At 55.8% G+C, this 18,570-nt stretch carries 16 protein-coding genes and 1 tRNA gene; 12 read left to right on the top strand and 5 right to left on the bottom strand.

What is annotated here, in order from left to right:
* Positions 1–66 precede the first annotated feature (66 nt).
* On the top strand, positions 67–1,452 hold the full coding sequence (locus EM595_RS11400; RefSeq protein ID WP_067431906.1) for a D-arabinono-1,4-lactone oxidase: 1,386 nt from the start codon (positions 67–69) through the stop codon (positions 1,450–1,452).
* A 21-nt stretch (positions 1,453–1,473) separates the two neighbouring features.
* On the top strand, positions 1,474–2,301 hold the full coding sequence (locus EM595_RS11405; RefSeq protein WP_067431913.1) for a glycosyltransferase family 8 protein: 828 nt from the start codon (positions 1,474–1,476) through the stop codon (positions 2,299–2,301).
* A 16-nt stretch (positions 2,302–2,317) separates the two neighbouring features.
* On the opposite strand, the gene EM595_RS11410 is transcribed toward EM595_RS11405, so the two are convergent.
* Positions 2,318–3,439 (bottom strand): Gfo/Idh/MocA family protein, encoded by a 1,122-nt coding sequence (locus EM595_RS11410; protein ID WP_067431915.1) that lies wholly within the window; start codon positions 3,437–3,439, stop codon positions 2,318–2,320.
* A gap of 113 nt (positions 3,440–3,552) precedes the next feature.
* Positions 3,553–5,256: a DNA/RNA non-specific endonuclease gene (locus EM595_RS11415; RefSeq protein WP_071852515.1), complete on the bottom strand. Its 1,704-nt coding sequence runs from the start codon at positions 5,254–5,256 to the stop codon at positions 3,553–3,555.
* Between the two features lie 176 nt (positions 5,257–5,432).
* Between EM595_RS11415 and EM595_RS11420 the strand changes: the two genes are divergently transcribed.
* From EM595_RS11420 to EM595_RS11430, 3 genes are all read left to right on the top strand, one after another.
* A tRNA-Asn gene (locus EM595_RS11420) sits at positions 5,433–5,508 on the top strand.
* Positions 5,509–5,631: 123 nt separating this feature from the next.
* Positions 5,632–6,552, top strand: a complete 921-nt coding sequence (panE, locus tag EM595_RS11425; RefSeq protein WP_067431920.1) for a 2-dehydropantoate 2-reductase — start codon at positions 5,632–5,634, stop codon at positions 6,550–6,552.
* 29 nt (positions 6,553–6,581) lie between these two features.
* Positions 6,582–7,664 (top strand): LacI family DNA-binding transcriptional regulator, encoded by a 1,083-nt coding sequence (locus EM595_RS11430; RefSeq protein ID WP_067431923.1) that lies wholly within the window; start codon positions 6,582–6,584, stop codon positions 7,662–7,664.
* 38 nt (positions 7,665–7,702) lie between these two features.
* Here the strand turns inward: EM595_RS11430 and EM595_RS11435 are convergent, their stop codons facing one another.
* The 3 genes from EM595_RS11435 to dacD form a co-directional block, all read right to left on the bottom strand.
* Positions 7,703–8,023, bottom strand: a complete 321-nt coding sequence (locus EM595_RS11435; RefSeq protein ID WP_067431926.1) for a DUF496 family protein — start codon at positions 8,021–8,023, stop codon at positions 7,703–7,705.
* 148 nt (positions 8,024–8,171) lie between these two features.
* Positions 8,172–9,230, bottom strand: a complete 1,059-nt coding sequence (locus EM595_RS11440; protein WP_067435425.1) for an FUSC family protein — start codon at positions 9,228–9,230, stop codon at positions 8,172–8,174.
* Positions 9,231–9,381: 151 nt separating this feature from the next.
* A complete protein-coding gene (gene dacD / locus EM595_RS11445; protein WP_173645373.1) occupies positions 9,382–10,551 on the bottom strand; it encodes a serine-type D-Ala-D-Ala carboxypeptidase DacD in 1,170 nt (389 codons plus the stop codon).
* Positions 10,552–10,641: 90 nt separating this feature from the next.
* Here dacD and EM595_RS21125 point away from each other — a divergent pair, with 90 nt between their 5' ends.
* From EM595_RS21125 to EM595_RS11475, 7 genes are all read left to right on the top strand, one after another.
* Positions 10,642–10,815, top strand: a complete 174-nt coding sequence (locus tag EM595_RS21125; RefSeq protein WP_157883878.1) for a hypothetical protein — start codon at positions 10,642–10,644, stop codon at positions 10,813–10,815.
* A 78-nt stretch (positions 10,816–10,893) separates the two neighbouring features.
* Entirely contained in the window at positions 10,894–13,029 is a 2,136-nt protein-coding gene (locus EM595_RS11450; RefSeq protein ID WP_419190153.1) for a TonB-dependent siderophore receptor, read from the top strand.
* Positions 13,030–13,217: 188 nt separating this feature from the next.
* Complete coding sequence (locus tag EM595_RS11455; protein WP_067431934.1) at positions 13,218–13,916, top strand: DUF421 domain-containing protein; 699 nt, start codon at positions 13,218–13,220, stop codon at positions 13,914–13,916.
* A 2-nt stretch (positions 13,917–13,918) separates the two neighbouring features.
* Positions 13,919–14,644: a DUF421 domain-containing protein gene (locus EM595_RS11460; protein ID WP_067431938.1), complete on the top strand. Its 726-nt coding sequence runs from the start codon at positions 13,919–13,921 to the stop codon at positions 14,642–14,644.
* A 640-nt stretch (positions 14,645–15,284) separates the two neighbouring features.
* A complete protein-coding gene (locus tag EM595_RS11465; RefSeq protein ID WP_067431941.1) occupies positions 15,285–15,644 on the top strand; it encodes a GtrA family protein in 360 nt (119 codons plus the stop codon).
* On the top strand, positions 15,641–16,567 hold the full coding sequence (locus tag EM595_RS11470; protein ID WP_067431943.1) for a glycosyltransferase family 2 protein: 927 nt from the start codon (positions 15,641–15,643) through the stop codon (positions 16,565–16,567). The genes EM595_RS11465 and EM595_RS11470 overlap by 4 nt, the downstream gene beginning before the upstream one ends.
* Positions 16,554–18,026 carry a hypothetical protein gene (locus EM595_RS11475; RefSeq protein WP_067431946.1) on the top strand — a complete coding sequence of 491 codons (1,473 nt, stop codon included), beginning with the start codon at positions 16,554–16,556 and terminating at the stop codon, positions 18,024–18,026. The genes EM595_RS11470 and EM595_RS11475 overlap by 14 nt, the downstream gene beginning before the upstream one ends.
* The last annotated feature ends 544 nt before the right edge of the window (positions 18,027–18,570 follow it).

Here is an 18,570-nt window from a genome sequence, read left to right on the forward strand (position 1 = left end):
GTCTACGCTTACTTCACCATTGCGTAAAGAGACGCAATTCACCGAGCTGACAAAAGGAACGCCGTCTTGAACGAAGAGACACTCTATCCGCTGCGTAATACGCATGCCACCGAACAGGATCCGCAATTGTGGAACTGGGCGCATAACGCCACCCTCGGCAATCGCCAGCAGCTGCGTCGTCCGCAAAACGAAGCGGAATTGCAGCAGCTGGTCGCGTCTCATCACGGCAAAATCCGCGTTATTGGCAGCCGCATGGCACCAGGCCGCATGCTGGATATCGCCGCCAGTGGCGATCTGCTGCTCGACCTCAGCGCGTTGAGTGGGCTGATTGCCAGCACCGATGACACCGTGACTTTTGCCGGTGCCACGTTGCTGAGCGACGTCTATGACTGCCTGACGCAGATGGACCGCATGCTTGCCTCGTCGCCGGGCGTAATTTCCGTGCAAACGCTGGCGGGTGCCATGGCCACCGGTACCCACGGTCAGGGATTACAACAAAGCTCGCTGGCCGACGAGGCGATCATGATTCGCCTGCTGATGGCCGACGGCACGCTGCGTGAGTTTACGCCGCAGGACAGTGAATTTGGCGCGGTGCAGGTGTCGATGGGCGCGCTCGGCATCGTTACCGCCGTGACGCTGCGCACCCGGCCAGCGCACATCTATACCTGCTTCAAAACCGCCCTTAGCGCCGATACGCTGGAGCAGGATCTGCCGCAGTGGAACCGCGATTTTGCCCTCAGCAAAGCCTGGTGGTTTGTTGATGACAACCAGATGCACGTCTGGAATGCGCGCGAGGCGACGGCGGAAGAGACCCAGGCGTATCAGCAGAACAACCGTGAAGTCGTTAAGCAGAATGAAGGCGAAGGCAACAGCCAGCTGAATCAGACCATCGATCAGACGCTGGAACATATGCACCGTGATACGCAGATTCGCGGCGAAGGCGGCAAACAGTTCCGTACCGTGACCCGCTTCCGCGATTTCTCCGACGTTACCGGCGACATCTATCAGCTGTTCTGCCGTGGGATTGCCGTACCGCAGATCAACGTCGAGATTGGCGTGCCGCTGGCGAAAACGCCGCAGATCATCAGCAAGATCAAACGCTGGTACGCGGAAAACCAGCCGCACATGCACTACCCCATTATCATTCGCTGCACCGGTGCCTCTTCCGGCTGGCTTAACCCGTCGGCGCAGCAGGAGACCTGCTACTTCGGCTTTGTCGTCTATTACGCCGATGACGGTACGCTGTCTGAAGCGGGGCTGCATTTTCTGACCGAAGTCGAGAAGCTGCTGGCGGCGGAAGGCGGCCGTCCGCACTGGGGCAAATATTACAATCAGTCGCTCTATAACTGGGGTGCAATCTATCCGCAGTGGGACGCCTTCCGCGCCCTGCGCAGCCAGTTCGATCCGCAACAGAAATTCAGCAACGACTATCTTGCTAAGCTGTTCGATTAATTATTTGAGTAAAGGGATGACATGAAAGCCTGGATTACGCTGCTTACCCAGCCGGAATACCTGATTGGGGTGCAGGCACTGCACAAATCACTCCAGCAGAGCCAGAGCGCCTGGCCGCTGGTGGTGATGGTGACCGACAACATTGGTGAAGATGACCGTGCGCGCCTGCAACAGGCGGGCTGCCTGCTGCGTGCCGTGGAACCGCTGGCCCCAAAAACCGAACTGGAACAGCATTACGCCTCGGCACAATTCAGCGAAGTCTGGACCAAGCTGCGCGCCTGGCAGCTTACCGAGTTTAGTCGGCTGGTGTTTCTCGATGCCGATATGCTGGTGCTGAAAAACATGGATGAGCTGTTTGATCAGCCGCTGGCGCCCGGCGAGATTGCCGCCTGCCACGCCTGCCGCTGTAACCCAAATAAGGTGGCGAGTTATCCCGCCAGCTGGCAGCCGGAAAACTGCTTTTACACCTGGCAGGATCGCGCCCTGCCCGCTCCGGCGTCGCTGGATAACTACCTTAACGGCGGCTTCCTGGTGCTGACGCCAGACGACGCGCAATTTGCTGCGCTGGCCAACAGCATTGCGGCCATTGACGATCTTTCCGCTTATGCCTTCTCTGAACAGGATTTGCTGAATGAGGTGTTCGCCGGGCGTTGGCAGCCGCTTTCGTGGGTTTATAACGCATTAAAAACCTTGCCTTATCAGCATGCCGCCAGCTGTAAAGTTGAAGAGATTAAAAACCTGCACTATATCCAGGCGAAGCCCTGGCACCGCGATCTGAACCAGCCAGAAAGCGAGCGCGATAAATATTACGCGCTCGATAAACTCTGGTGGCAGACGATGGCCGACTAACGCTTACGGCGCAGGATCAGACGTTGATCCAGCGCCGTTCTTTCGCTGATACCGCAATCGCTTCCAGCACTTTTGAAACCTGCAACCCTTCGGCAAAATCGGGCCACATCGGATCGTCCGCGGCCACGCCGTTGATCAAATCACGGATCTCCACGGTTTTCTGATCGTTAAAGCCGATGCCGTGACCCGCTGAAACGCAGAAATTGGCATAATCCGGGTGCGCCGGGCCGGTAAGAATAGTTTTAAAACCCTGCCGCCCCGCCTCGTCGTCATGCAGATAAAGCGCCAGCTCCGCCATTCTTTCCTGGGTGTAACGCAGCGTGCCTTTGGTGCCGGTCACCACATAGGTTAAGCCCATTTTGCTGCCGCAGGCGATACGCGACGTTTCGATGACGCCATGCGCACCGTTGCTGAAACGCAGCAGCGCGCTGGCTTGATCTTCATTTTCCACCGGCAACAGGCGATCCAGCGCCTGCGGATCGGGCCGCTCGGTGATCACCGTCTGCATGTCGCCGCTGACCTCAGTAATGCCGCCCACCAGATAGTGCGCCATATTGACGATATGGGCAGCCAGATCGCCCAGCGCGCCCAACCCGGCCAGCGCCTGCTGGCAATGCCAGTCGCGTGGCGTGGCTGGATTAGCCAGATAATCCTCGTTGTGCGTGCCGTAAAAATGCACCACCTTGCCAATCTCACCGCGGGCGATAATCTCTTTCGCCAGCTGGCTGGTGGGGTTTTTCATGTAGTTAAAGCCCACCAGCGTTTTCACGCCTGCCTGCTGCGCGGCACGGGTCATCGCTTCGGCATCGGCGACGCTCAGGGCTAACGGCTTCTCTGAGTAGACGTGCTTGCCGTGACGAATCGCCTCCAGCGCCATCTCTTTATGCAAAAAGTTAGGCGCGCAGATATCGACCACATCGATCTGCGGATCGCTGACTAGCTCGCGCCAGTCGCCGGTGGCTCGGGTAAAACCAAACGCCTGGGCTTTCTCCTGCGCCAGCTGCGGATTCACCTCCGCCAGCATTTCACGCACGATTTCGCCCTTTAGCGCAAAGACCGTTGCCGCCTGTGCGTAGGCGATCGCGTGACAGCGACCGATGTAGCCACTGCCAATCATGCCGATGCGGACCTTTTTCATGCTGCGCTCCTGATAAATGAGTAATCAGATGAAATCTATATTTCATTTATCGCAGCGACAATGATAAAATGAAATAATTGTGATCACCGTGCGGTCACGCATCACGCCTGCCGCTACAGCAGATCTTCCCATGCCAGGATCAGCGCGGCGGGCAGCGGATCGGCACGCAGCGCCGGAGCGGGTTGCCAGCTATCCCAGTGGCGAAAGGCGGAGAAATCGAGTCCGGTCAGGCTCTCCAGACCGGCAACGGTAATACGGAACTCATCGACATCCGGCGCGCTCTCTGCCGGCGTGCGCGCCAGCAAGCGCCGCGGCTCATCCATTAATGCCGCCTGCGAGGCGATCAGCGCGGTCGCCTGCGGTTCTCCGTCCGGGCCAATGCGTAGCACAACTTTCCAGAACAGCAGCGGCACGCTCACCTCGCCGTAGGGTCGCGCGTCGCCGTTAAGCACCGGGCCGGTCAGCACGGTAATGCGGTTTTTAGATTTCAATACGCCGAATTCCAGAATATAACGTTCAATCCCCTGCCAGTATTTCAGGCTCTGATTGAAGCGGAAATGCTGCGGCGAACAGTTGGTAAAGTGAAAGGTGTCACGGTTAGCGCGCATCGCCTCTTCTGCCGTGCCCCAGGTCGGATCGCTACGGCGCGTCAGATGGCCGCGGTCGAACCAGCGGCTGAATTCACGGTAAAACGCCTGGCCTGTCTGATAGCGGCTGTCGAGGCGGCTCTCCTCCACCCAGCTGTCCGCCTCGGCAAGCAGCGACGGCTGACCGCTGGCGCGATCGATTGCCACATAACGCGCGCCGTCGATGTTGGTGGCGGTGAAGAACGCCAGTCGACGGCTGGCATGCATTACCAGCGAAAAGTGTTCATAGTTAAGAATGGCATCGCTGCCGCTGCGGCCATCCAGCAAGGGCGCCACCTCTGCCGCCCGCGGTGCCACAATATCCTTCAATGTCACCGTCTGCTCGCCAAGAAAAGCGGGCTGATAGCCGTCGCGGTTGGCGTAATAGCTGTCCGGCGCGCCGACCAGCGGCTGCGCATGCAGATCGCCACGCAGGGCGTTTTGTAACTGCGGCTGCATCGGTGACGGCAACTGCGGCAGCATTTCGCTGAGCCAGGCGATCAGCGCGCTGGCGGCGAGGCCTTCATTAATGCGCTGGCCCTCTGCATCGGGTACGCTGCCGTGATGCACGCCGACCAGCTGCCAGCGATCGTTAAATACCGGCGCACCGGACGAACCGGCTTCGGTGTCAGAGGCGTAATGCAGCCAGGGTTTCGGATTAGCAAGCAGCACATTATTGCGCAGCACCACCTGCTGCGCCCGGCCACCGGGATGCTGAATGATATTGAGGTAGCCGCCCGGCTCCGCCATGCCCGCCACCAGCGGAATTGCCAGCGGCAGATCGCCGCGACCGCCGTCACGAAAAGCACCCAGCGCCACCACCGTACAATCCAGCGCAGCAAGCGGGCTGGTCAGCCAGAAGCGTTCGGCGTCAATCTCGCACAGCGTTCCCGGCTGCACCACGCCCTGCTCATCCAGCCAGAAGCCAAAGGTCAGCGTAATCTTACCCGGCGCCGGGCGCTCCGGCAGCACATGATGATTAGTGACAAACAGCCCGCCGGGAATGAGAAATCCAGTGCCCTTCGGCACGCCATCTTCGCGGATCATCGCCACCGCCCGGGCGCGGGCCACGCCCTGAGTCATAAAGGCGGTGGGCAACAGGTCGTTTTGCCCGCCGGTAATCACCGTTTGCGGTTGCGGCATGGCCTGCGCCACGCGGTGTTGAATCATAGCCTGCAGTTGCTGGTTCATGGTTTCTCTCCGGCGCGGTCAAAGGGCGCTTTCTAACCATAGTCGCTAAAGATGACGCTGGCATGGCAAGGGTAAAACGCGCAGATTGCCGTTTTATTCAGCAATCAGTAAAATTTATGAAATCAGCCTTTGACAAGGCGTAACCTGCCCGATAATATGCGCCCCGTTCACACGATTCCTCTGTAGTTCAGTCGGTAGAACGGCGGACTGTTAATCCGTATGTCACTGGTTCGAGTCCAGTCAGAGGAGCCAAATTTAGAGAAGCCCGCTCAGGGAAACCCGAGCGGGCTTTTTGTATTGGTCGATCGCGGCTGGCATCGGGCCGGGTAATCTGCCAGGTTATGCCTTTCTGCTGACAATAACGGAGGGAGAAGGATGCGTATTCTGGTGGTCGGTGCTGGCGCAACCGGCGGATATTTTGGTGCCCGACTGGCGCAGGCCGGGCTGGATGTGGCTTTTCTGGTACGGGCGCAGCGCGCGCAACAGCTGAAGCGCGATGGCCTGCAGATCATCAGCCCGCACGGCGATCTGACTCTCAAACCGCAGCTGCTGCAGGCACATGAACTCAGCCAGCCGTTCGATCTGATAATTCTCTCGGTGAAAAGCTTCGCGCTGAACCAGGCAATGGACGATATTGCCCCGGCGGTCGGCGAGCAGACGATGATTATGCCGATTCTCAACGGCATGCAGCATATTGCCACCCTGCGCCAGCGCTTTGGTGAGGCGCGCATTGTGGGCGGCCTGTGCAAAATCATCGCCACGCTGAATGACCAGCAGCAGATTGTGCAGATGACGCCGCTGCATCAGCTGATCTACGGTGAATTCTCCGGCGAGATGACGCCCCGCATTGAGCAGCTTGATCGGCTGCTGCGTCAGGCGAATATCGAGGCACAGCTCAGCGATAACGTGCAGCGCGAACTGTGGGAGAAATGGCTGTTTCTGGCCAGCCTGGGCGCGGTATGTTGCCTGATGCGCGGCGATACCGCGCAGGTCATGGCCGCGCCGCAGGGCGAGCAGCTGATCGGCGCGCTGTTTGCCGAGGTGCTGGCGACGCTGGTCGCCTCCGGCTATGAGGATCGCCCCGCCGTCACCGCGCGCCTGCTGGAAAGCCTGTGTCAGGCTGATAAACCGATGACCTCATCGATGTATCGCGATCTGATGCAGGGCAACGCCATCGAGGCGCAGCAAATTATTGGCGATCTGGTCGAGCGCGCGCAGCGACACAGCGTGCCAACGCCGCTGCTCAGCGCGACATGGACGCAGCTTAACGTCTGGCAACAGCAACGACAGGCATAACGCCACCGCAGATTATTCAGGAGAAGGTCATGGCATCCCGCTCGGTGACGCTCGACGACGTGGCCCGTGCGGCTGGCGTTTCATATCAGACCGTGTCGCGCGTCCTAAACCGCTCGCAGCAGGTGGCACCCGACACCCGGCAGCGGGTGGAAGCGGCAATGCGCCAGCTCAACTACGTGCCCAACCGCGTTGCTCAACAGCTGGCGGGCAAAACCCGGCGCACCATCGGTCTGGCGACCAGCGATCTGGTGCTGCAGGCACCGGCGCAGATCGCTTCGGCCATTCAACATGAAGCCTCGGCGCAGGGTTATCAGCTGGTGATTGCCATGGCCGATGCGCCCGGTGTTGACGCGGCGCGCGCAGCGGTCAACGAACTGCTGGCTCAGCGGGTAGATGGCCTGCTGCTCAACCTGTCGCTGCACACCGCCGACGCCTGTGAGCTGAGCGAACTGCTGGCGACGCTGCCTGCATTGTTTATGGACGTGGCAGCGGATGCGCCGGTGGCCCAGTGCGTCTGTTCGGCAGAATGGGGCGCGCGTCTGGGTGCTGAACATCTGCTGGCGCTCGGTCATCGGCGCATCGCCCTGCTCAACGGCCCCGCTTCTTCTGTTGCGGCAAAACAGCGCTTTGACGTCTGGCAACAGGTGCTGGCGGAACATCAGCTGCAACCGCACAGCGTGCTAGAAGGCGACTGGAGCGCGCGCGCCGGTTATCAGGCGATGCTAACGCTGCTGCCGGATAACCTGCCCGATGCGCTGCTGACCGCTAACGACCAGATGGCGCTCGGTGCTCTGCGCGCATTGCATCAACACGGCGTGCGGGTCCCGGCGGATGTGTCGGTGGTGGGCTACGACGATACGGCGGAAAGCGCCTGGTATCAGCCGCCGTTGACCACCGTACGTCAGGATTTACGGCAGCTTGGTCAACAGAGTGTGTTGCAACTGGTCGCGAATATCGAACAACGCAGCTGGCAGGCGCCGCCGCTGACCACGGAACTGGTGATTCGCGAGACCACCGCCAGAGCGGGTATCGCTGATGAAGAGAAGGAGATTGCCGATGAGCTGGCGAGGCTGGCGCAGAGGCTGCGGGCGCGGAAGCCGCGCCACGAATAGCATTCCCTCATCCTGCAATGAGGATGAGGGACGGTCGATTACTGCGGTTTCGGCTCGCCCATCGCCTTCAGGCGCTTGGAGAGATCACGACGCTCTTTCGACAAATCGGCGTTTCTGATGATGTAATCGTCAACGCGATCTTCGTAATCCACACGCATGCTGGCGATGATTTCCTGAATCGCCTCAACGCTCATGCCAGGTTTGATATATTCGCTCAGGTTATCCAGCAGCAGCACGCGTTTCTGGTTGTCACGAATCTTCTTCTCGTTATCGTGAATTTCGCGCTGCAGCTTGTTCTTGCGGCGGAACATACGTACAAACTCCAGCACGTCCTGAAATGATTGCTTAGCATTTTCCATGATGACACCTTTGATTGGGCCTGCATGAGCAGGCGTAACAAGTTCAGCCTTCAGCTTAGCGGCTCGCCGACACCGATGGCAATTTTCACATTTAAATTCGGACTGGTGCTTATATTAGCGCGAAAATACCTTTCCACACAGTATGTTGTTATTTGCGCAGCGCCAGCCGAATCAGATCGCTTAACCTTTCCAGCTGCTTAGCCAGTTCCAGACTCAGCCAGGCGTAGCCGTGAATCGGCGTTTCCACACCCTCACCAATTTTAGCGGCGTTAATCAGCGTACGCAGTTCGCTGGCGATTTCAGCCAGCTCGTGGCTGTTGCTCGCCACCTTCTCCGGATCGCCGCTGATCAGTACCTCAGCCAGATTGCGCAGCGTTGCCTCGCTCATCTGCTGGGCGCGTCGCAGCGCCGGGGCGTTTAGCAGGATCAGATGGCTTTCGCGTGATGCCCACCAGGCGTTGATTTGCAGCTCAAGCGTACAAACGATGTTGCGGTTCACCGTCTGAATCGCATCCATTACCGAGCGCGGAATACGCGTCTCTTTGCTGGCTGGCTCCAGCAGCGCGCGCAGCTTCACCACGTCGGCTAGCACCCGCTGTAGCGGTTTATTGAGACGCGGCTGCTGTACCACATTGGGGGAAAAACCGGCGTGATAGATTTTTGCCGTTGAGGTGAGCGTTTCTGCCAGGCGGATGCGCCACTGAATGTAGGCTTTCTGCGGCCAGATGCTGGTAAAAAACAGCGCCAGCAGCGAGCCGAGGATCACATCGCCGCCGCGCCACAGTGCGGTAACCATATCGCCTGCCGGTGAACCCACCACTACACCAAGCGTAATGCCGATCAGCAGCGCCATATAAGGCTGCTTACCCAGCGCCAGATAGCCGCTGACAAACATCACTACCGCGCACCAGGCGAGCATCCACGGCAGCGAAATCAGCTCCAGTTTCAACGCCACCAGCCCGGAGAGTGAACCGGCGATGGTACCGCCAATGCGCTGAATCGCGCGCGGGAACACATTTCCCCACGAGGAAACCGGCCCCATCACCACCACCAGCGTGATCAGCGGCCAGGTGCCCTCCGGAATATCGGTCAGGCGCACCAGCAGAAAAGAGAGAATGAAGGCGATGGCGATGCGCACCCCGTGAACGATGCGGTAATGTCGGTAAAGGCGGAATTCAAAGGCCGATATCGGCTTATCGGGACGCAAGGCAGGCTCCATAATAGCGAACAATTTACGCGCTATCTTACGCCTGAGCGCCGGGATTAGCGCGGCTTTATGGTGATATTTCTCTATATTTTACAACGCGGTAACGCGCGGCAACATCAACGTTACAACCTTGTGCTGCCGCGCGCCAGCGTTACAGCTTGAGCTTCAGATAATCTTCGATACGCGTCACAATACCGCCCTGGTTAACCGCGTTCAGCGTGACCAGCGGATAGGTGGCCAGCGTTTTGCCTTTATCCAGCACTTTGATGGTGCCGATCGGCTCATTCGCCTTCAGCGGCGCTTCCAGCAGCGGGCGATCGATCACGTAGGTGGCCTTGACGTCTTTGACTTCGCTGCGCGGCACCGACAGATAATAGTCCTGCTGCGTGCCCACCGCGACCTGATGCGGATTGCCGTACCAGACCTGCTCATCGCCGATCTTTTTCCCGGCATGGAACAGCTGCACGGTATCAAAGGTGTTCTGTCCCCAGGTCAGCAGTTTGCGCGCCTGCTCTTCGCGGCCTTTGCTGCTTTTACCGCCCATGATCACCGCGATCAGGCGATGCTGGCCTTCGACGCTGGAGGCGATGATATTAAAGCCCGCCGAGGCAGTATGACCGGTTTTCAGGCCGTCAACGTGCAGGGTTTTATCCCACAGCAGGCCGTTGCGGTTCTGCTGGGTGATGCCGTTCCAGGTCAGCGATTTCTCACTGTACATCTGATAAAAATCGGGCTCACCAGCGATAATAGCGCGCGACAGTTTTGCCAAATCGCGGGCGGTGGAGAACTGGCCAGGCGCATCCAGCCCGTGCACGGTTTCAAAATGGGTGTTTGCCAGGCCCAGTTTGCTGACGTACTGGTTCATCAGCGTAACGAAATTGGCCTGGCTGCCCGCCACGTAGTCGGCCAGCGCCACACAGGCATCGTTGCCGGAATCGATAATGACGCCGCGGCTCAGATCGCGCACGCTGACCTTCTCGTTGGGCTTGAGAAACATCAGTGACGAGCCTTTGAACTCCGGATTACCGGCAGCCCACGCGTCTTTGCCAACGGTCACCACGTCATCACGCGTGATACGTTTCTGATCGATTGCCCGATCCACCACATAGCCGGTCATCAGTTTGGTCAGGCTGGCCGGATTGCGCCGCTCATCAGGATTGCCCGCAGTGAGGATCTGCCCGGTGGTGGCATCCATCAATACCCAGGAAGCGGCATCGATCGCCGGTGGCGTCAGGGGGAAAGGCATCGTATCGTCATCGGCATATGCCGAAGAAATCAGAGCCACAACAACGGATAACGAAACACTTAGACGCCTTTTCAACACAACTTCCTCATCTAAAAAATAAATCTCCGGCGCACTTTGTACGGCAAAGCGCGGCGTTTTGTCGCGGGCAATTGCAAGAAAATATGAATGATGACGCTGGCGCTAAATTTTGCGCCGCTGCGCCCGCCGCGAGGCGGTTTTTCAGGCCGGGCGATGAACTTAATCGCTGGTTTTATCAGCAATCGTGAGGAAATAAAGGAGATTCATTTCCGGGTGTACACAATGATAATTATTATCATTATCATGCGCATTCGCTTCTAATTGTTTCCAGGTACAGGAAAACCCCCGGTGAATGTAACTAAACATGACAAAAAACGCCCTGCCGCCCTGCTGTTAACCGTGCTGGTCAGCACCAGCACGCTGGCCGCTGACGACACAGAACGCCTTGCCGCCGACGAGGCGATGATCGTGACCGCCGAGCAGGAATTGAAGCAGCAGCCTGGCGCCTCGGTGATCACCGCGGAAGATATCAAAAAGAGCCCGCCGGTAAACGATCTCTCCGATATCATTCGCAAAATGCCCGGCGTCAACCTCACCGGTAACAGCGCCAGCGGCAGCCGCGGCAACAATCGCCAGATCGATATTCGCGGCATGGGACCGGAAAATACCCTGATTCTGATCGATGGCGTGCCGGTCACCTCGCGCAACGCCGTTCGCTACAGCTGGCGCGGCGAGCGTGATACGCGCGGCGACAGCAACTGGGTGCCTGCGGAAATGGTGGAGCGCATCGACGTGCTGCGCGGCCCCGCTGCGGCGCGCTATGGCTCCGGTGCCGCGGGCGGCGTGGTCAATATCATTACCAAACGCCCTACCCGTGACTGGCACGGCTCGCTGTCGCTGTTTACCAACCAGCCGGAAGATGATGCCGAAGGCGACACCCGCCGCGCCAACTTCAATCTCAGCGGCCCGCTGGCCGGCGACGCGCTGACCATGCGCCTTTACGGCAACATCAACAGAACCGATGCCGACGCCTGGGATATCAACAATCAGCAAAACGGCTCTTACGCCGCCGGTCGCGAAGGTGTGCGCAATAAAGATATCAATGCGCTGCTATCGTGGAAAATCACGCCGCTGCAGGTGGTGGATTTTAGCTATGGCTACAGCCGCCAGGGCAATATTTACGCCGGTGATACGCAGTACAGCAACGCTAACGCCAGCCCGAATGGCCTGGTAGAATCACTGTATGGCCATGAGACCAATCGTCTTTATCGTCAGAGCTACGGAGTTGCGCATAACGGCATCTGGGATTGGGGACAGTCAACGCTCAGTTTCAACTATGAAAAAACCAATAATACCCGCCTGACCGAAGGCTCGACCGGCCGCGTTGAGGGCATCATCAACGACAACAGCTTCAACACCAGCCGTCTGGAGAGCTATCGCGTCAATGGCGAAGTTAACGTGCCGTTTGAGCTGTGGGTCGACCATACGCTGACGCTGGGCGCAGAATGGAACCGCGATCGGCTGAACGATCCCGCTTCAATGTCAGCTACTGATGCGGCGGGCGTAACCATCGGCGGGACGTCCGGCGATCCTGCCGGACGCAGCAGCGAAAACAGCGCCGACCTCAGCGGCATCTATCTGGAAGATAATATTGCCGCCACCTCCTCTACCGAACTGATTCCCGGTCTGCGTTTCGACTATCACGATAGCTTTGGCGGTAACTGGAGTCCGAGCCTGAACCTCTCCCAGAGCCTCGGCGATAACTTCACCCTGAAAGCGGGCATTGCGCGCGCCTTCAAGGCACCGAACCTTTATCAGTCCACCGAAGGCTATCTGCTGGCCACGCGCGGCAACGGCTGTCCGTTAACCCTGACCAGCGGCAGCTGTTATCTGCTGGGCAATGACGATCTGGATCCGGAGATCAGCATCAACAAAGAAGTTGGCCTTGAGTTTGCGCATGACGGCTGGATCGCGGGCGTCACCTGGTTCCGCAACGATTATAAAAACAAAATCGTCTCCGGCACCGATCGGGTGGGCAGAGCCTCCAACGGCTACAACATTCTGCGCTGGGAGAATGGCGGCAAGGCGGTAGTGGAAGGTCTGGAAGGCAATCTGAGCGTGCCGGTGATTCGCGATACGCTGGAATGGCGCACTAATGCCACCTGGATGATCACCTCCGAGAGCAAGCAAACCGGCAATCCGCTGTCGATCATCCCGGAATACACCATCAATACGCAGCTCGACTGGCAGGTAACCGACAAGTTCTCCACCAATGTGAACTGGACGATGTATGGCCGCCAGAAGCCGCGCGAGTATGCCGAGATTCGTACCGAAGCGGGCACGCTCTCCAACCGCGAAGTGGCTGCCTATTCGGTGGTTGGTCTGAACCTTAATTACGATCTCACCAAAAATCTGCGTGCCACCACGGGTATCAATAACCTGCTGGATAAGCGCGTCTATCGCGAGAACGAAGGTGCCTCGACCTACAACGAACCGGGACGTGCCTGGTACGCAGGCGTCACCCTGTCGTTTTGATACGCTAACCCTTAACAGCCCGGCACCCGCCGGGTTTTTTTATGATTTTTTACATAATCGGCCAGTGGCGATGCCACAAGGCGCGGCGGCCAGCAAGCAAAACGGCAGCGAGGGTGGCTGGCGGGCAAGCTCTTGCCGGGCGGATATAATCACTGTTCCCATGATTACCGTCTGGAGTTGCAGTCGTCATGAAACAGGTTGATATTTCACTTTCGGATGTCACCCGTTTGGTTTTGGGCAGCCATCCTCCGCTATTTTTACTTGAAGTGGTGATCCGCGCGTTGATCTGTTTTGTCATTATCATCGTCGCACTGCGCCTGCTGGGTCGCCGCGTCGCCTCGCAATATACGCTGATTGAACTCTCTGCGGTGATTACCCTCGCGGGCACCATGGGCGTGCCACTGCTGGACGATAAGCGCGGCCTGTTGCCACCGCTGCTGATCGTAATCGGCCTGCTGGCGATGCAGCATCTGATGGGCCATATCAGCCTGCACTATCGTTCTGTGGATCGGCTGCTGGTCGGGCCGGAACGCATCGCGCTGGAGGATGGCCGCCTACAGCTTGATACGCTGCGCGGCACCGTGCTCTCTCGCGAAAAAATGTTCTCTTTGCTGCGTTGTCGTGGCGTGCAGCAGCTTGGTCAGCTCAGCCGCGTCTATCTTGAGCCTTCTGGCGCGCTGACGTTGATCTGGAGCGACACACCGCAGCCGGGCCTGCCGATTGTGCCGCACGATGATAAAGCCTTGCTGGCCGCCATGCAGGATGACGGGCATCTGGCCTGTGCATCCTGTGGTCATGTCATTGAACAGCAACCGGCTCCAAACTGCGCCTGCACCCGCTGCCATGCGCAACACTGGCTGCCAGCCTGCGTCTCGGTGGAGGATTAATCATGGAGAGGCTGAACAGATGGCTGATGGGCGAAGCGCCGTGGAGCTTTGCCGCTGAAGTCATGCTGCGCTTTGTGGTCATCTATCTGGTGCTGCTGCTGGTTTTGCGTCTGATGGGCCGCCGCTTTGCCGGACAGCTGAGCATCATCGATTTGGCGATCATGGTGATGCTCGGCGCGGCAATTGGTGCGCCGCTGCAGACGCCTGATAAAGGCATTCTGACCACCCTGCTGTTGCTGATCACGCTGCTGGGCTGTTTTCGCCTGCTGTCGCTGTGCTCATTTTATTATCGCCGGGTAGAGACCCTGACCCAGGGCGATGCCACGCCGCTGGTTATGGACGGACGGCTGGCGCTGGAGCACTTGCAGCACGCCGAGCTATCACGCCATCGGGCGTTTTCCGAACTGCGCGCAATGGGGGTTCAGCACCTCGGCGAAGTGCGCCGTGCCTGGCTGGAACCCTCTGGCCAGGTTAGCCTGTTGCTGTATCGGCAACCCCGCGCGGGATTATGGCTACTGCCGGAACAGAGCAAAACGTTTACCCAACGTATCGCGGTGGACTACTGCTTTGCCTGCGGACACTGCGGCTATGTGGTCAATGCGCAATGCCCGCCGGAAGATCATTGCGAACATTGCGGCAGGCAACAATGGCAGCCTGCGGTAAAACGGCTCGGCATCGACAAGATTTATGGTGCGCATGAAGAAGATCAGCGCAGGGAAGCGGGTTGAAGGGTGTGGTTTGATTATTAGGGTGCTGGCGGAAGGCTGCAGGCAAGGAATAATGGTTCGCCCCGGCTGGATAAGGCCTCAGGTAAGGTGTCGAAAAAAAACGCGGCCAGAATGCGCGGCGGGTTCCGCCAATGTTCCGTTTGATAACAAGGATGCCAATTCCTGGGTATAATAAGCGCTTATTACCTCAATCCAGCCCTCTGAACCGGATACCATTTTGTCAAAAACAGCCCAACAGCCTACCTTCCTTTTCCACGATTATGCGCATATCAACATAAATGTATGATTTAAATAGCTATTAAAACCCATGCTTTTCTTTTGGTACGCATTACTGTACGCAAAGGATTTTTCTTACCTCTGCTTTGAACGCACTCATCTTTCAAAACGGCAGGCCAAACTGGTCATCATCGAATACTTCCAGTTGCGGCTCAATGCTCTCCAGCACCAGCAGATAGTCGATCCCCTGCGCCAGTGATGTCGGCTGCCCGAACTCAAGCCAGAAGTAAAAGGCATACGTCCGGCCAAACCAGTAGCGCGTCGGCGGTGTGGTCTCGCAAGATTATTTACGAAAGGCTGGCACATCTTTGCCATCCCATTAACAGGTGGTAAGATTTATCCGTAAATAACTCAAGAAGATAATATGTATAAACTATTCGTAAGATATGCATCCGTAGGGGTGATGAACACCGCTGTGCATTGGGCCGTTTTCTTTGCCGTGCATGCTGCCGGAGTTAACCAGGCATTCTCAAATATGTCTGCATTTTTCATTGCGGTAACGTTCTCCTTTTTCGCCAACGCAAAATTCACTTTCAAAGGCACGGCCACGACAGGTCGCTATCTTATATATCTGGGTTTCATGGGGGCTATGGCTGCTTCGGTAGGACAGATGAGTGACAGCCTTCACATGCCTTCTATCGTCACGCTTATCACTTTCTCAGTAGTAAGCCTTGTCATGGGCTTCTTCTATTCAAAATATATTGTTTTCAGGGAGGAAAAATGAAGATATCTCTCGTCGTTCCGGTCTTCAATGAAGAGGAAACGATACCCATTTTCTACCAGGCAGTGCGCAGGGAATTAACCAGGCATGAGGTTGAAATCGTTTTTATCAATGATGGAAGCAAGGACGGAACCGAGGGGATAATTAATGCCCTGTCCGTTTCCGATGCGCTTGTTAAGGCAATCTCATTCACTCGTAACTTTGGCAAAGAGCCGGCTCTTTTCGCTGGCCTAGAACATGCCACTGGCGATGCAGTTATTCCGATTGATGTCGACCTGCAGGACCCTATATCTGTTATTCCGCAACTCATTGAGAGGTGGCAAGCGGGCGCTGATGTAGTACTGGCAAAGCGTACCGACCGCAGCACAGATGGCCATATGAAACGTAAAACAGCTGAGTGGTTCTACCGCCTGCATAATAAAATAAGCAGCCCTACCATTGAAGAGAATGTCGGCGACTTCCGGTTAATGTCACGCAATACAGCGGACCACATTAAAGCGATGTCAGAGCGTAACCTTTTCATGAAAGGCATACTGAGCTGGGTGGGAGGAAATGTTGAGGTTGTGGAATACAGCCGCGCTGAGCGCGTTGCAGGCGAAAGTAAATTCAATGGCTGGAAGCTGTGGAATCTTGCGTTGGAGGGAATCACATCTTTCTCTACTTTCCCCCTCCGTATGTGGACTTACATTGGGCTGTTCGTTGCTGGCTTGTCTTTTCTGTACGGGGCCTTCATGGTGATAGATACTCTGATATTCGGTAATCCTGTAAATGGTTATCCTTCAATAATAGTTTCTATCTTGTTTCTCGGTGGTGTTCAGCTTATCGGGATAGGGGTGCTGGGCGAATACATTGGCAGAATTTACATCGAAACAAAAGAACGCCCTAGATATATCGTTAAGGAAGGTATAAATCATGAAAATAAGTAGGCACTCAGCCATATTTTACCTGGTGGCTTTAGCTATATTTTCGTTAATGATATCTTTCTATTTCAGGATTGCGCAACGGATCGAAATCAACTCAGATATGGCTTCAGGCATGGTCGAGGCTCTGGATATGTCGAAAGGAAACATCCTTCTTTCAGGCTGGAGTCTTTCAACAGTATCATTCTATTTTACAGAAATAGTATGGTATGTAACTGCAATTTTAGTTAGTGGTTATTCATATAATATTACTTATTTCATGCCCGCTGTTATTCTGGCGATTTTGTGCGCATTGATGATACTTTCATCTGAGAATAAAAAAGTTGCGGCTGTATTTACCCTTTTCATGCTGGGTGCGCCAACATTCTTTATGGCCAGGAACGTATTAACACCATTTATTCATGTGGGGACATATGTCTTCTGCCTGGCTGCGTACTGCTTAGCCAGTCGGTATGTGAGCAACGGGAGCAAAGCCGTCCTGGCCGGGATGTTTTGCATACTGGCACTGGCCTACTTTAGTGACACTATTGCTCTGTACATCTCTCTCGTTCCGACGCTGGCAGTAGTTGTGGTATCAATCCTTCGCTCACAACACGATAAGCGCTGGTCTGTTGTCCTCGCCGTAAGCGTTCTCTCGGTTGCTACTGCGATGCTGATCAATGCACTTTTCCTGCGTTACGGCTTTGTAGTGCCGGGAGTACAACCAACCAAATTTGCAACGCTTGAAGGCATTGGAAAGAATATCAGTGATTTATTCCTCGGCGTAATGACTTTATTTGATGCAGATTTTTATGGTCGCGACCCACGAGAAAAAGATACAGTAATTAGATGCTTGTCTTTTTTTATTATTGCTGCATTCATTTTCATAGTAGCTTTGCGCGCGTTTAAAATTAAAGACAATAAAGACGTATTCCTTCTGGTCGCAACGCTTATTATGCCAGTGGCTTATATATTAAGTGACGTTTCTGTTGGTGTTTCATCAATTCGTTACATTCTCCCATTCTTTATTTACGGCACTATATTAATCAGCCGCATTAACACACCGCTGTTGAATAACGCTCGTGTTTTCCTCCTACTTGCTATTCTTGCGCTTATCCCTTCTGTTCATCATATAAAAGAAACCATTCACCGCCCGAAGGCATCGAATGGACTGAAGGAACTTTCTCAGGTTCTTTATGATAAAGGGCTTAAGCACGGCTATGCTGAGTTCTGGTTTGCATCGGCTACATCCGTTTATGGGCAGGTACAGGTTGCTCCGATCAATTATGATGCCGAACATGTCATCAGAAGAGATTGGCTAAGTAAGGAATCCTGGTACGGTGATAATAACCGGTTCATCATCATTCACGATGACATGCTGAAGCATGCGGCTATAAAAGCATATGGCCAGCCTGACGATGTTATAAAGCACAACAGTTTAACTGTATTTGTCTGGAATAAAAAGCTAACCACCTCAAATCCTTAGATAATAAACAGGGGCGGGCAAACCGCTCCTGCTTTCACCAACTTCCCAGCCTGAATCCTCTGCCTCATTAAAGAGTGCAGTGATCCGCACCTTTCCTGATGCTGGTCCGCCTACCAGAAAAATAGAACCGCCATCCATTTTCAGTGTTGCTGTTGATGCGCCTACAGCCTCACCGCTACTGCCTTTTGTAACCACTGTTAGCAGCGCTACACGCTTCTGTGCGTTAAAAACGTTATGCGGAAACGAGGCACTGCAAGATGGATCGGTTGACACTTACGCCCGAAAGATTAATCGCGCCTTCACGAAGCTTTCTAAGGGTTGCAGCTTAACACCTAGCCAGAGTAACCAGCGTTCCCTCTCTTCGGGCCAAGCATGAGAGTGGCGCTCTGTGTTTACCAGATGTCGCCCTGTATCAGGCCGGACACCGCAACATTCGCAAAGATGCAACTCATATTAAAAATAACCCACGATTTTGGCCTTTAAGTAGCCTTTGAATAAGACGTATACTCAGCATGATTACACCGTTAGATAATCAGCTTTATTG

It is taken from the genome of Duffyella gerundensis, from assembly GCF_001517405.1.
Lineage (GTDB): Bacteria > Pseudomonadota > Gammaproteobacteria > Enterobacterales > Enterobacteriaceae > Duffyella > Duffyella gerundensis.